Here is a 13,498-nt window from a genome sequence, read left to right as displayed (position 1 = left end):
TTGGGGACAGGCGCGTGATTCGCGCCTCTCCCGTTTCCCGCGAGCGCCGCCTTCGTTCACTCCGGCGTTGCCGAAATCTTGTGAATCGACAGATCGGCGCCGTTGTATTCCTCTTCCTGGTCGAGGCGCAGACCGACCGTCATGCGGATCACGCCGTACACGACGGTGCCGCCGAGCCCCGACACGACGATTCCGCCGAGCGTGCCGATGACCTGCGAGGCGAACGACACGCCGCCCAGCCCGCCAAGCGCATGGATGCCGAAGATCCCGGCCGCGATGCCGCCCCATGCGCCGCACAGCCCGTGCAGCGGCCACACGCCGAGCACGTCGTCGATGCGCCAGCGGTTCTGCACGCAGGTGAACATGTAGACGAACAGCACGCCGGCGATACCGCCCGTGACCAGCGCGCCGAGCGGATGCATGATGTCCGAGCCCGCGCACACCGCGACGAGCCCGGCGAGCGGGCCGTTGTACGTGAAGCCCGGGTCGTTGCGGCCCGCGAACCACGCGCTCAGCGTGCCGCCGACCATCGCCATCAGCGAATTGACCGCGACGAGGCCGCTGATCTTGTCGAGCGTCTGCGAGCTCATCACGTTGAAGCCGAACCAGCCGACCGTCAGCACCCATGCGCCGAGCGCGAGAAACGGAATGTTCGACGGCGGATGCGCGGCGATACCGCCGTCGCGGTGATAGCGACCGTGGCGCGCGCCGAGCAGTAGCACGGCCGGCAGCGCGACCCAGCCGCCGAACGCGTGCACCACCACGGAGCCCGCGAAGTCATGGAACGGCGCGCCGAAAGCCTGCGTGAGCCAGTCCTGGATGCCGAAGCGGTCATTCCACGCGATGCCTTCGAAGAACGGATAGATGAAACCGACCAGCACGAACGTCGCGAACAGCTGCGGATTGAACTTGGAGCGCTCGGCGATGCCACCTGACACGATCGCGGGGATCGCGGCGGCGAACGTCAGCAGGAAGAAAAAGCGCACGAGCGCATAGCCGTTGTGCTGGGCGAGCGTCGCCGCGCTGTCGAAAAACTGCACGCCGTATGCGATCGTGTAGCCGATGAAGAAGTACGCGATCGTCGAGACCGCGAAGTCCACCAGAATTTTGACCAGCGCATTCACCTGATTCTTCTTGCGCACGGTGCCAAGCTCCAGGAAGGCGAATCCCGCGTGCATCGCCAGCACCATGGCGGCGCCGATCAAAAGAAACTCGGTATCGGCGCCGTATTTCAGACTTTCCATCGATATGTCCCGCTTATGCCAAAAAAGTGCGCTATGTGAGCAAGAAGCGGGCCAAAGCTGTGCTGGCCGCGTCGACACGGTGCAATCGGGCACCGGGATGGGGATCCGGTGGGTTTTGAGCCATGCGCCGCCCGAGCGCGTCATGCACCTGAACAGAGATGAATAGCACAAAAAAAGTGCATACATCGACGCCCTTGCGCAGATTGACCCAGACGAGGGCGAAATATTCGATTTAAATTACATTTTCATTCGGAATCCTGACGCAGCGAGACGCTGGCCGGCGCGCCGATGCCCATTTCTGGCGCACTGTGCGCGAACGGCAGAAGCTGCCGTCGACGCGTTCGTGCCCCTCTTTCTTTTCCCGCGCAAACGTCGACATAATGTGCCGACTCCGTGCACGATCCGCCAGCCAACCCCTCCCATGGGCACGCATGAGACTGACCACAAAAGGCCTGCTTCTGATCGCGATCCCGGCCGTTTTCGAACTCGCGCTGCTCACCGGTGTCGTGAAGGCCCAGACCGATGCGACGATGGCGGAGCGCTGGACGATGCATAGCGAGGAGGTGTTGCGCCAGACCACGGAGATTCTCGATCCGGTGCTGGCCGAATCGGTCGCGCTGCGGGGCGCGGTGCTCGCCAACGACGCGCATTTCACCACCCCGATCGCGGTATGGATGGACGTCGACCGGCGCATCGACGAGCTCGCCGAACTCGTCGCGGACGATCCGGCGCAGGTCGAGCGCGTGGTCGAGGTGCGCCAGGCGGTGCAGGCGTACCGCCAGTGGTCCGACCGGATCCAGGACATGCTGCACGCCGGGCGGACCGGCGAGATTCTCGCGCGCTTCCACGCTCTCGCCCAGGCCGACGTGCTCGATCATTTCCGTGTGGAGGTGACCGCGTTCGAGGCCGAGGAGCGCCGTCTCGATAGCTCGCGCTCGAATGCCGTCGCCGCCGTGCGCGAACGGGAACAGACGCTGATCGTCGCGGCCGCGTTGGGCTCGCTGCTGTTCGTCGCGCTCGCCGTCTGGATGTTCACGCGCGGTGTGCGCGGCCGGCTCGCGCTGCTGTCCGACAACGCGGGCCGGCTCGCCGGCAACGAGCCGCTCGCGCCGCTCGGCGCGGGTAGCGATGAAATCGCGCGGCTCGATCTGACCTTGCACGAGACGAGCCGCCGACTGCTCGAAGCCGAGCGCATCGAAGCTCGCTTTCACGCGGACCTCGAGCGGCGCGCCGCCGAGCTCGCGCGCAGCAACGAGACGCTGCGCCAGCAGACCCAGGAAAACGAAATGTTCATCTACAGCGTGTCGCACGACCTGCGCGCGCCGCTCGTGAACCTGCAGGGATTTTCCAGGGAGCTGATTCGCGCAAGCGACGAGTTGCGCGACGCGGTGCGCGGTTCGTCGCTCGCGATCAGCACGCGCGAGCGGATCGAGCGCATCGTCGACGAGGACATCGGCGAGGCGCTGCATTATCTGCAGACCGCGGTGCTGCGCGCGTCGCACATCATCGACGCGCTGCTGCGGCTGTCGCGGGTCGGGCGGGTCGAGTACCGGCGCCAGAATGTCGATGTGCGCGACATCGTGCAACGTGTCGTCGATGCGATGCAGGGCTCGATCCGTGCGCGGCGCGCGCGCGTGACGGTCGGCGAACTGCCCGCGGTATGGGGCGATCCGACCGCGCTCGAACAGATCTTCGCAAACCTGATTGGCAACGCGGTCAACTATCTGGACCCGGCGCGCGAGGGCAGCGTCGAAATCGGCACGACGGCGCCGCCGCCGGGCGTGCATTCGCTGCGGATCTTCTACGTGCGCGACAACGGCCTCGGTATCCCGGCGATCGCGCTGCCGCGCCTGTTCACCGCGTTCCAGCGGCTGCACGGCAATGCCGCGGCCGGCGAGGGCATCGGCCTCGCGCTCGTGCGGCGGATGGTCGAGCGACATGGCGGCCGGGTGTGGGCGGAATCGAAGGAGGGGGTAGGCACGACGTTCTATCTGTCGCTGCCAGAGGCGGGTGCCGCGGGCGCGAAACCGGCCGCGGCTGGCGCGGCTGCGCTCGCCGCGGCGGGTCCGGCTCCGGCTCCGGCTCCGGCGGCGCGTGGTGCGCGTCAGAGTGTGCCGGGCGCTGCGGGACCAGGCTTGGGCGCAGGCAGCGGGTCGTCCGCGCGTTCGATCGACGCGGTGCGAGGAATCAGCACGCGGTAGGGGGCGCTCGATCGTGCGGCGCGGATGGCGCTCGCCCGCGCATCAACCGGCGAAAATCCGCCGCGGCTTCAGCAGTCTTCTGCCGCGCACCGACCAGTAGCAACCGCATGCCAGCAGCACGACGATGCCGGCGAACGTTTCGGCCGGTGTTGGCCGAATGCCGGCAAGACCCTCGACGGCAAACAGGCCGTGCGTGACACCCAGCAGCGCCGCCCACAGTGCACACGCGGCCTGCATCAGCAAACGGGTCCCTTTCATATGCCGAGCGCGGGTGTCGTGCGACCAGGTGGGCAGCCGGCGCGCGCAGAAAAAAACGATCGCCATCAGCATGATGACGAGGGTGACGATCCAGTCGATCAGTTTCATCGAAACAGCACTCCCCAAAAGCAGCCGCGACACTATAGGGAGGTGTTTCGCCTGCAACTGTCGGAAGATTCTGAATTGTGGGGCGCTGTTGAGCGATGTTGAGGCGAGCGCCGCTGCAAGTCGACGCTCGTTGCTGCACGTGGTCTCGGGGCTCGGTGCGCGATCCGCGTGCCGACCAGCTGCGAGTACATCGATGTGCTCGCCAGATTGCATCAATCCTCGCAGGGTTCGGGCGCAACGCCGGAACAGCGGCTCAACCCATGCCGAACCGCCGCTTTCCTCACTCAGGCAGCGGGCGACATAATCAACTTTTATTTGCTAATCGGGGGCTTCGCAATACTGCCGGAGCAGAAGGAGCGCGACGAACATGATCCGACTCGCCCGGGGCGATCCGGACTCGCCCGGGGCGATCCGAAGCGGCCGCGCGGCGCAACGGCGGTATCATGGGCACGTCTTCGCATGTGCGAGCCGCTCGACGCGGCTCCTTCCAGATCATGATTTCATCTCTTTCCCCATCGTTATTGCACCGCGCGGCGGTCGTGGTCCTCGTGTTCGGCGCGCTGGCCGCGTGTCAGAAGAACGACGCGTCGGCCGGCCAGGTCGCGGGCAAGCTGAACGACGCCGCGCAGCTTGCCGGTCAGAAGCTCGATCAGGCCGCGAGCTACGTCGGCCAACAGGTCGACGCGACCAAGGACGCCGCGCAACAGAACCTCGACTCGGCCTCCGCGCCGTCGCTCAAGATCGACCCGGCCGCGCTCGCGTCGAGCGCGCAGGCCAACCTGCAGAACGCGGCGAGCGCGGCCAACGCGCAACTCGGCAAGGCCGCGTCGATCACGGGCCAGGGCCTCGAAACGGCGGGGCGCAAGCTGCAGGCGTGGTCGGCGCAGAATGCGGGCGCGTCGGCTTCGTCGACTGCATCGACCGATTCCGCCGACGCGCAGAAGCAGATGGATAAATGACCCGCGCCGTTCGATCCGGTTTCGCCGTTTGACATTAGCGTTATATGTAATTACGATGGTTACACATTGTCGTTTCGGGACGGATCTGCCGTGAACACGAGTAGCCGGTTTGCCTTTGCCGTGCATGTGCTCGCGCTGTTGTCGCTACAGGGCGGCGTGCCGTTGTCGTCGGAGATGATCGCGGGCAGCGTGAACACCAATCCCGCGCTCATTCGCCGGCTTCTGACCATGCTCTCCGACGCCGGCCTCACCACCTCGCAGATGGGCGCCGGTGGCGGCGCGTTGCTTGCGCGGCGGCCGGAACGGATCACGTTGCTCGAGGTCTATCGCGCGGTGGAAGACGCGCAGTTGTTCGCGTTGCATCGCGAGGAGCCAAATCCGGCGTGCATGGTGGGGCGCAATATCCAGAGCGTGTTGAGCGGGATCATCGACGAAGCGCAGCAGGCAATGGAAGCGGCGCTGGCCGCGCGCACGCTCGCCGACGCGACCGCCGACGTGGTCCGCTCGGAGAAGCAGCGCGAGCGCAAGCGCCGTGCTTGAGCGTGTCTTCGCGCGCAAGACGCGTCGGCGGTGAACGATAGAAGCGCAGTGTCGTAGGGCGCGGGTCGAACTATTCCGGCACGCGTGCCAAACAGAGGAACGGGGTGAGCGCCCCGCTTTTTTTCTCGTTATATGTAACTATAAAAGTTACATATAAGACAACCTGAGGAGTACGCTGATATGAGTAGGCAACTGAAGATCGCCCTGTTTGGCGCGACTGGCATGATCGGTTCGCGGATTGCCGCGGAAGCCGCGCGTCGTGGGCATCAGGTGACGGCGCTGGTGCGCGATCCTGCGCGCGTGCCGGCCGGCGTCGCGAATCTGCATGCGGCGCAGGCCGATCTGCTCGACGCCGCGAGCGTCGGCGCGGCGGTGCGCGGTCAGGACGTGGTCGCAAGCGCGTATGCGCCGCCGCAGGGCGATCTCGCCACGCTGACGCAAGCGACACGCGCGCTGGTCGAGGGGGTGCGCGCGGCGGGGCTGAAGCGCGTCGTCGTGGTAGGCGGCGCGGGCTCGCTCGAAGTCGCACCGGGCAAACAACTGGTCGATACCGACAGCTTTCCGGACGCGTACAGGGGTATTGCACTCGCGCACCGCGACGCCTTCGAGTACTACCGCGGCGTGACCGATCTCGACTGGACGTTCTACGCGCCAGCCGCGCTGATCGCGCCGGGCGAGCGCACCGGCAAGTTCCGCACGGGCGCGAACACGCTGATTGCGGACGCGGACGGCAACAGCCGCATTTCGGCCGAAGACTACGCGATCGCGTTCGTCGACGAACTGGAGCAGGGCCGCTTCATCCGCCAGATCGCGACGGTCGCGTACTGACGAGCGGCGGTTCGAATTCGCCGGCCGCGCAAGCGTACTAACATTCGGTTACGCATGTTCGGCCGCGCCGGGCGAAACTGCGGCTACACTGGCGTCTGCCGTTTTCTCACGGATTGCCATGCAGTCATGCCCGTCGCAGCGTGAGTCCGAGGCTGCGCCGTCTGGCGGCGGGCAGCAGCCGGCGATTCTCAGCGCCCCCCATCTCTCCTCCGCTCACACCGCTCGCGACACGGCCAGCGGCGACGCCCGCCCGCGCGCGAGCACAGATGCCGTCGGTTGGTTTGCCGCGCTGCTGTGCGCCGCGCTGATTCTGTGCCTCGGCGCGCTGCCGCGCATGGCGCAAGCCGCGGGCCCCGCGGTCGGCGGCGGCACGCCGGTGATCCCGGCATTGCAGAGCCTGATCAACAGCGCGACGGTGAACGCGACGCCTGCGTCCGCGGCATCGGGGGCGTCGGCGCCCGAGGCGGCGTCGGCGCCGTCGCCCGCGAGCCAGGCGGAACTGGCGCGCTCGCTCGACAGCGTGATCGCCACGCTCGACAACGACCGCCAGCGCAGCGCGCTCGTTGCCCAGCTGAAAAAGCTGCGCGACGTATCGCAAAGCGCCGCGCAAACCGTCGGGCCACCCGCGCCCGCGTCCGCGCAACCTAGCCCGGGCCTGCTCGGCGCGATCGCCTCGGGCATCGCGTCGTTCGAATCCGACGTGCATCAGGGCCGCACGCCGGTGCGCTACTGGAGCGGGCGCGTGACCGCGGCCGGCAACGAGCTGTACACGATCGTCTCGGGCCAGGGACACGAGGGTCTCGGCACGATCCTGTTGGCGATGCTGGGGATGCTGGCCGGCTGGGGCGCCTGTGCCGGCGCGCTGATCTATCTGCAGCAACGGCTGCACCGGCGCTTCGGTGTCGAACTGGTGCTGCGGCCCAATCCCACCACGCGCGAGCTGCTGATCTTCGCGTTGCGCCGCGTCGGTCCGTGGATCATCGCGTTCATCGCGGCGCTGCTGTTCATGCGCGCGATGCCCGATGCGCTCGGCCGCACGCTCGGCATGGTGGTCGCGTATGCGATCGTCGCGGGCGCGGTGTTTTCCGCGATCTGTCTGATCATGTTTTCGCTGTTCGGCTCGGGCCACCGCCGCGTCGCGGTGCGCCTCCTGATCGATCACGCGCGCCGCGTGCTGTTCGTGATCGGCGTGTGCGGCGCGCTCGGCGACGCAGCCGTCAATTACGACGTCGAGCATCAGCTCGGCACCAACCTCGCCGCGCTGATTTCGACCGCGGCCAACATGACGGCCGCCGTGCTGACCGGCTATTTCGCGCTCGCGTTTCGCCGGCCGGTCGCGCATCTGATCCGCAACCGGCCGTACGAACAGCGCAACGACCACAAGGCCGCGACCGATGCGTTCGAGGTGCTCGCCGCGCTGTGGCACGTGCCGGTGCTGGTGCTCGCGGCCGCGTCGGTGGTCGCGACGCTCGGCGGCTCCGGCTCCAGTGAAAACGTGCTGCAGATCTCGATCGTCACCGCGCTGCTGCTGGTGCTGGCGTTCTTCCTGTCGGCGATCGTGCTGCGCATGACGCGGCCGCGCAGCGCCCGCGCGCGGCGCCGCTCGCCGTATCTGACGCGGCTGCTGCGCTTTTGCGGCACCTTGCTGACATTGTTCATCTGGCTGTTTTTCTTCGAATCCGCGGCGCGTCTGTGGGGCGTGTCGCTGGCCGCGGTGATCGAGAGGAACGTGGCGGCGCGCGGCGTCGCGCATGCGATGACGGCGATCGTCGCCACCGTGTTCATCGCGTGGCTGCTGTGGATTCTGGTCGACACCGCGATCACCGAGACGCTCAATCCGGGCAGCCCGCGCAACAAGGCGCGCAGCCCGAGCATGCGCGCCCGCACGATGTTGCCGCTGGTGCGCAACGTGTTGCTCGTCACGATCATGACGATCGGTGGGATCGTCACCGCCGCGAACCTCGGCATCAACGTGACGCCGCTGCTCGCGGGTGCGGGCGTGATCGGTCTGGCGATCGGTTTCGGCGCGCAGTCGCTGGTGACCGACCTGATCACCGGCCTCTTCATCATCATCGAGGACACGATCTCGGTCGGCGACTGGATCGACGTCGATGGCGGGCATGCGGGCACGGTCGAGCATCTGTCGATCCGCACCGTGCGGCTGCGCGACGGGCAGGGCGCGATCCACGCGATTCCGTTCTCGCAGATCAAGATCGTGAAGAACCTGTCGCGCGATTTCGCGTACGCGGTGTTCGAGGTGCGCATGTCGTTCTCGACCGATGTCGACGAGATCACGCAGCTGATTCGCGAAGTCGGCGCGGAGCTGATGGCCGACTTCCGCTACCGGCGCGAGATGCTCGGGCCGATCGAGGTGTGGGGCCTCGACCGCTTCGATCCGAACTGGATGGTCGTCAAAGGGCAGATCAAGACGCGGCCGCTGCAGCAATGGAGCGTCGCGCGCGCGTTCAATTTGCGGCTCAAGCGCAAGATGGACGAGGCGGGCATCGAGATTCCTGTCGCGCAGATGCGGGTCTACACATCGTCGAAGGATAGCGAGGGCGAGCCGCTGCGCGACGATGAGATGACCGGGTTCGTCGCGCCTGTGAATGCCGGCGCCGATGACAGTTGGCATGCGCATGGCGAAGCGCAGCAGCCGGCGCGGGACGGCGAGCGCGGCAAAACCCATCAAAGGGCGCATGAACCCACGCGCGAAAGAGACCGCGAAGCGGCGCACGAGTATCTGCGCGAAGCTGAGTATGGGGTGGGCGTCGTTGGCCCGTCGGCGCGCGCGTCGACACAGGTGCCGCTTGCGCCCGCGCGTGACGTGTCGCACGAACCGCGTCCGGCGCCGCCGACGACCGGACAGACCGCGCCGATTCCGCCGCAGATTCCGACGGCGGGTGATGTGGGTGGGAAGAATTGAGGCGGGGGTGTGTTTGGGGGCCGTGCAACCGTCAAACCATCTCCGCCGCGTCGGCCATGCGCACGATGTCGTTCACGTGCGTGCCGATCCGGGCGCCTTCGACGCCATAGATATGCAGCGACACCGCCGGCGCATCACTGCCGTTGCCAAGCCGATGAATCGCAGCACGGCCGCCGCGCACGAACGACACCGCGCCGCGTTTGCGCGTCTGAGCGCGCAGCGCGCTCGCGCATTGATGCGCGTCGTCCCATTCGAAGACCGTTTCGCTCAGCTTGCCCTCGACCACCGCGTAACCGCACCAGGTGTGATGCGCGTGCACGGGGCTCGCCTGGCCGGGCTGCCAGACCAGCGCGGCAATCGCATAGCGGCCTTGCGGGTCGGCGATGAGCAGATGGCGCCGATAGGTGTCGGCGGAACCTTCGCGTTGCATCGGTGCGAGCAGCGCCGGGTCGGCGGCCGCCTCGGCGAGCGCGAGCCGCATGGTGCGCGCGAAGAACGTCGACTGCGACGGCTCCGGAAATTTCGCGCAGGCTTCGAACATCGCGTCGAGCGTGTCGCACAGGCGCTCGAGCGGTGTGCGCCCGATCTCGCCCAGCGTTTGTGTCGGTAACGCGGCCGCTTCAAGTCGGGCCGGGTCCGGCAGCGACTTCAGGTAGTCGGGAAGGTGCTCGAAAGCGGTGGCGCGAAGGTCGTCGCTCATGGTTTTATTGCAGCGCGGGCGCTGCAGTTCGGCAATTTTCGGTATCGATATTTATACCGGTTTGCCCGGAGAAAGAGTTTCCATATAATTCCCTCGACCGTCAGAAAAGTAGAATAATTTCCTATGAGGGGTGGTGGTATGAGTATGGATATCATCGATCGGAAGCTGCTCGAATTGCTGCAGGCAGACGCGACGATGCCGATCGCCGAACTCGCGCAGCGCGTGAACCTGTCACAGACGCCTTGCTGGAAGCGGCTGCAGCGCCTGAAGGAGGCGGGCGTGATTCGCGCGCAGGTGGCGCTGTGCGACGCGCGCAAGCTCGGGGTCGGAACCACAGTGTTCGTGGCGGTGCGGACGAATCAGCACACGGAGACATGGGCCGCCGCATTTACGCAGGCGGTGCGCGATATTCCCGAAGTGGTCGAGGTCTACCGGATGAGCGGCGAGACCGACTATCTGCTGCGCGTGGTGGTCTCCGATATCGACGACTACGACCGGATCTACAAACAGTTGATCACGGCCGTGCCGCTGTACGACGTGAGTTCGAGCTTTGCGATGGAGCAGATCAAGTATTCGACGGCATTGCCGGTGCGGCCGGTTGTGACTGTCACAAATAACGGCTGACGCGCGACATGCGATGGGGCGGTGACGAACGAACGGAACACGGGTTCGCTACGATGGCGACGTGGTCGATGCATTTAAGGGGAGGGGAGAGCACAGACCAAAATCACCCGCAGCAATACGAGGCAGACCGCGTGCCGTCAGGAGCGCCGCTTGCTGCCTCGACAGTAAATAAACGCGCCACAGCGCATCCATACCGGTCGCCTCGGCTGCAAGCCGCGTGCAAGCCCACTGGGCGTAGAATGCCGCCTTCTCCGACCCATCCGCGACTGCTTCGCGAACCGAGCCCGCTTCATGACCAGACCGCCGCGCAAGAAGAATCCGACCTTTGGCATCTCCGTCTTTATCGTGGTGGCGATCCTGCTGGTGATTGCCACGCTGTTCTATAACGCGATCCGCGAAAAGCACGAGTTCGACAGCCAGCCCACGCAGGTGCCGCCAGTGGCTTCGCAGGCAGCCGCGGCGGCCACCGCGATGAAACCGGCGAGCGGCGCCGCGCAATAACGCCCGCGCGCTTCCTGCTTCACTCCTCCGGTAGCCGGATCATGCTCGCGTCTTTGCGAATCTGCGCGGACGCCGCGAGCATCTGCTTGCATTGATGCGCGAGCAGCTTCGTGTCATGCACGGCATCGGCCGTATAGTCCGGCGATTTCTCCGTTTCGACGACCATCGCATCGAGCTCGCGACTCATCAGTTTGATCTGCTCGCCCTGCTCGGCGGGCAACGCGGTGCCGGCTTCGGCGGCGCTCAGGTTATCGCGCACGAGGCTCAAAGCGCGCTGCAGCGGCTGTAGCGAGATATCCTCGACCTGGTGCTGCTGTTGCGCGGAAGTGCGCAACAGTGGCGCGGCGGCCGTGATCTGCGACGCCAGCACATGGCTGCGCACCAGCAGACCGTTCAACTCCGGCACGAACTTCTGCGCGGACTTCGGTTCGAGCATCATCCGCTGGAACGCCTGACCGAGATTCGCGAACGCAACGTGAACGTTCTTGCGCGCGAGCCGATAACGGTAATCGCGGTCGAGCGCGGTCGCCGCGGCGGCAGCGGCGGCCGATGCACCGCTTGCCGGGCGCGCGGTCGCGTTGCGAATCGTGGTGGTGTCATGGCTGGCCTCGCCCGCGTTCGCCTCGGCATTGGCGTCGGCGACCGGCTGTGCCACGCCGGCGCGCCCAGCGCCGCGCGCACCGACGCCACCCGCCACTTCGGCACCGGCTCCGGCGCCGGCGCCGGCGCCGGCGACGGCGCCGGCGACGGCGAGCGCCGGGCCGCCAAAGCCGATCGCCGGATCCGCCATCGCCGCCGCCGGCGCGCGCGCGCCCGCTTCGGTCACGGCCGCGACCACCGCCGCGGCCGGTTTGCCGCTCCACCACCAGCTCGCTTCGAGATACTGCCGCGTCGCGCTGATCATGTTGTTGACGAGCTTGCCCATCAAGCGGTACTCCCAGTACGGGAACAGGTGGCTCGCCGCGATCGCGATCGCGCAGCCGACTACGGTGTCGATCGCGCGCTCGCCGATGATGCGCATGCTGCCCGGCGCGAGCAGATGGAACAGCAGCAGCACATACGATGACGTAAACACGACGCTCGCCGTGTAGTTGAACAGCAGCAGGCTGTAGCTCATCACCATCGACGCGAACATCACGACCATCAGGATGTGCGGCTCCTTCACGAAGATGATCAGCGCGATGCTCGCCGCGCAGCCGATCAGCGTGCCGATGATCCGCTGCCCGTTGCGCTGCTTGGTCAGCGAGTAGCCGGGCTTCAGAATGATCACGGTGGTCATCACGATCCAGTACGCGTTCGTGAGCGGCAGCAGGCGGCCGAGCCAGAAGCCCACGGCGACCGCGATCGTCACGCGCAACGCGTGTCGAAAGCTCGGCGAGGCCATTGTCAGATTCGACAGGATCTGCCCGAACGGCACGCGCCGGCTCGACACGAAACGGCTCAGCGCCTGGTCGATGCGAAGTTCGGTTTCGGTCGGGCTCGGCTCGGCGGTAAGGCTTCGGCGCATCTTGTCGATCAGCCGCGTGGCGCTCCAGATGCGGCGGAAATTCGACGACACGGCCGAATACGCCTCCGGGTTCTGCGTCGGCAGCTCCTGCTTGCGCATCAGTTCGATTTCATACTCGATCGCGCGCAATTCCGCCTTCACGTTCACGCGCATGCGCGGCGCCTGGTTCTGCAGCACCGCGAGGCCGATCTCCTCGAGATCTTCGGCCGCCTTGCGGATCAGATCGCGATAGAACACCAGCAGATCGGAGCCGCCGAACGTGCTGCGCACGAGCGTGTAATCGGTTTGCGCGCCGACGAACAGCTCGTGCAGATCGACGGTATTGATGAACAGGTTGTAGAGCATCGCGCGGCGTGGTTGGAGCTTGCCGCGCTTCAACTTGGGCAGATTGCGCAGCACGATGTCGCGCGCGGCGTCCTGGCGATCGACCGCGGAGATCTGCTTGTCGACGAGGTTGCGATAGCACTCGTCGAGATCGTTGTCGAGATCGTAAAAGGCGGCGCGCGCGAGCAGATAGTCCGCGCACGCGAACACGCTTTCGGCGAGCGCCTGCTGCTCGATCCGATGCATCATCCAGCGGCTCACGAAGGTCGACCAGTACGTGTACCAGAGACCGCCGAGCAGGATCCACGACGCGTTGACGAGCGCCTGCAAGGGCGTGAAGTGCTCCTCCAGCGTCATGATCATCATGAACAGCGTCGCGAAGCTGATCTGCGGCCAGCGATTGCCGTACACGACGATTAGCGACAGCACGAACGTGAGCGGCACGACCGTACACCACAGCGCGAGCGGATTGACGGTGGCGAGGCCGGTGGCGAGCGCGGACAGAAAGCCGATCACCGAGCAGGCCAGCATCTCGTTGTGCTTGTACTTGAGCGGGCCCGGCATGTCGACGACGCAGGCGCCGAGCGCGCCGGTCGCGATCGTGAAGCCGAGGTCACGATTGTGAAACACGATCAGGCACAGGATGGCCGGTAACGACACGCCGACCGCGATGCGCAGGCCGCCATAAAAGTACTGGCTATAAAGGAATTTTCTTATTTCGACCGAATAGCGCATCGACTACCTGAATCCATTCACCGAGAAAACCGCAGTTGGAAAGACA

At 66.1% G+C, this 13,498-nt stretch carries 11 protein-coding genes; 7 read left to right on the top strand and 4 right to left on the bottom strand.

Annotation, left to right across the window (positions count from 1 at the left end):
* Window positions 1–56 precede the first annotated feature (56 nt).
* Window positions 57–1,244: an ammonium transporter gene (locus tag HDG37_RS03040; protein WP_184044159.1), complete on the bottom strand. Its 1,188-nt coding sequence runs from the start codon at window positions 1,242–1,244 to the stop codon at window positions 57–59.
* Window positions 1,245–1,675: 431 nt separating this feature from the next.
* Between HDG37_RS03040 and HDG37_RS03035 the strand changes: the two genes are divergently transcribed.
* Entirely contained in the window at window positions 1,676–3,445 is a 1,770-nt protein-coding gene (locus tag HDG37_RS03035) for an ATP-binding protein (protein WP_184044157.1), read from the top strand.
* 42 nt (window positions 3,446–3,487) lie between these two features.
* Here the strand turns inward: HDG37_RS03035 and HDG37_RS03030 are convergent, their stop codons facing one another.
* Complete coding sequence (locus HDG37_RS03030) at window positions 3,488–3,811, bottom strand: hypothetical protein (RefSeq protein ID WP_184044155.1); 324 nt, start codon at window positions 3,809–3,811, stop codon at window positions 3,488–3,490.
* Between the two features lie 494 nt (window positions 3,812–4,305).
* On the opposite strand from HDG37_RS03030, the gene HDG37_RS03025 reads away from it, so the two are divergent.
* The 4 genes from HDG37_RS03025 (at window position 4,306) to HDG37_RS03010 (ending at window position 9,061) form a co-directional block, all read left to right on the top strand.
* The gene (locus HDG37_RS03025) at window positions 4,306–4,770 is read left to right on the top strand and encodes a hypothetical protein (RefSeq protein WP_184044494.1); all 465 of its coding nucleotides are present in this window, start codon (window positions 4,306–4,308) and stop codon (window positions 4,768–4,770) included.
* 90 nt (window positions 4,771–4,860) lie between these two features.
* On the top strand, window positions 4,861–5,310 hold the full coding sequence (locus tag HDG37_RS03020; RefSeq protein WP_090804091.1) for an Rrf2 family transcriptional regulator: 450 nt from the start codon (window positions 4,861–4,863) through the stop codon (window positions 5,308–5,310).
* Window positions 5,311–5,490: 180 nt separating this feature from the next.
* Entirely contained in the window at window positions 5,491–6,138 is a 648-nt protein-coding gene (locus tag HDG37_RS03015) for an NAD(P)-dependent oxidoreductase (RefSeq protein WP_184044153.1), read from the top strand.
* A gap of 118 nt (window positions 6,139–6,256) precedes the next feature.
* Window positions 6,257–9,061 (top strand): mechanosensitive ion channel family protein, encoded by a 2,805-nt coding sequence (locus HDG37_RS03010; RefSeq protein ID WP_184044151.1) that lies wholly within the window; start codon window positions 6,257–6,259, stop codon window positions 9,059–9,061.
* Window positions 9,062–9,092: 31 nt separating this feature from the next.
* Here HDG37_RS03010 and HDG37_RS03005 read toward each other — a convergent pair whose 3' ends face one another.
* Window positions 9,093–9,761 (bottom strand): cysteine dioxygenase family protein, encoded by a 669-nt coding sequence (locus HDG37_RS03005; protein WP_184044149.1) that lies wholly within the window; start codon window positions 9,759–9,761, stop codon window positions 9,093–9,095.
* 138 nt (window positions 9,762–9,899) lie between these two features.
* On the opposite strand from HDG37_RS03005, the gene HDG37_RS03000 reads away from it, so the two are divergent.
* The gene (locus HDG37_RS03000; protein ID WP_184044147.1) at window positions 9,900–10,385 is read left to right on the top strand and encodes an Lrp/AsnC family transcriptional regulator; all 486 of its coding nucleotides are present in this window, start codon (window positions 9,900–9,902) and stop codon (window positions 10,383–10,385) included.
* Window positions 10,386–10,676: 291 nt separating this feature from the next.
* Complete coding sequence (locus tag HDG37_RS02995; protein WP_090804099.1) at window positions 10,677–10,886, top strand: hypothetical protein; 210 nt, start codon at window positions 10,677–10,679, stop codon at window positions 10,884–10,886.
* Window positions 10,887–10,905: 19 nt separating this feature from the next.
* Here the strand turns inward: HDG37_RS02995 and HDG37_RS02990 are convergent, their stop codons facing one another.
* Window positions 10,906–13,452 carry an FUSC family membrane protein gene (locus HDG37_RS02990; RefSeq protein WP_184044145.1) on the bottom strand — a complete coding sequence of 849 codons (2,547 nt, stop codon included), beginning with the start codon at window positions 13,450–13,452 and terminating at the stop codon, window positions 10,906–10,908.
* Window positions 13,453–13,498: the final 46 nt, after the last annotated feature.

It is taken from the genome of Paraburkholderia sp. MM5384-R2 (assembly GCF_014201025.1).
GTDB classification, from domain to species: Bacteria; Pseudomonadota; Gammaproteobacteria; order Burkholderiales; family Burkholderiaceae; genus Paraburkholderia; species Paraburkholderia tuberum.
Note: the sequence above shows the minus strand (reverse complement) of the source record. Positions and strands in the feature narration are given on the sequence as shown.

What these genes read in the sequence shown, in the direction of transcription:
- HDG37_RS03010 (WP_184044151.1), top strand. Translation starts at nt 6,257, where the DNA reads ATGCAGTCATGCCCGTCGCAGCGTGAGTCCGAGGCTGCGCCGTCTGGC.
- HDG37_RS03030 (WP_184044155.1), bottom strand. Translation starts at nt 3,811, where the DNA reads ATGAAACTGATCGACTGGATCGTCACCCTCGTCATCATGCTGATGGCG.
- HDG37_RS03040 (WP_184044159.1), bottom strand. Translation starts at nt 1,244, where the DNA reads ATGGAAAGTCTGAAATACGGCGCCGATACCGAGTTTCTTTTGATCGGC.
- HDG37_RS03035 (WP_184044157.1), top strand. Translation starts at nt 1,676, where the DNA reads ATGAGACTGACCACAAAAGGCCTGCTTCTGATCGCGATCCCGGCCGTT.
- HDG37_RS03000 (WP_184044147.1), top strand. Translation starts at nt 9,900, where the DNA reads ATGAGTATGGATATCATCGATCGGAAGCTGCTCGAATTGCTGCAGGCA.
- HDG37_RS03005 (WP_184044149.1), bottom strand. Translation starts at nt 9,761, where the DNA reads ATGAGCGACGACCTTCGCGCCACCGCTTTCGAGCACCTTCCCGACTAC.
- HDG37_RS03025 (WP_184044494.1), top strand. Translation starts at nt 4,306, where the DNA reads ATGATTTCATCTCTTTCCCCATCGTTATTGCACCGCGCGGCGGTCGTG.
- HDG37_RS02990 (WP_184044145.1), bottom strand. Translation starts at nt 13,452, where the DNA reads ATGCGCTATTCGGTCGAAATAAGAAAATTCCTTTATAGCCAGTACTTT.
- HDG37_RS02995 (WP_090804099.1), top strand. Translation starts at nt 10,677, where the DNA reads ATGACCAGACCGCCGCGCAAGAAGAATCCGACCTTTGGCATCTCCGTC.
- HDG37_RS03015 (WP_184044153.1), top strand. Translation starts at nt 5,491, where the DNA reads ATGAGTAGGCAACTGAAGATCGCCCTGTTTGGCGCGACTGGCATGATC.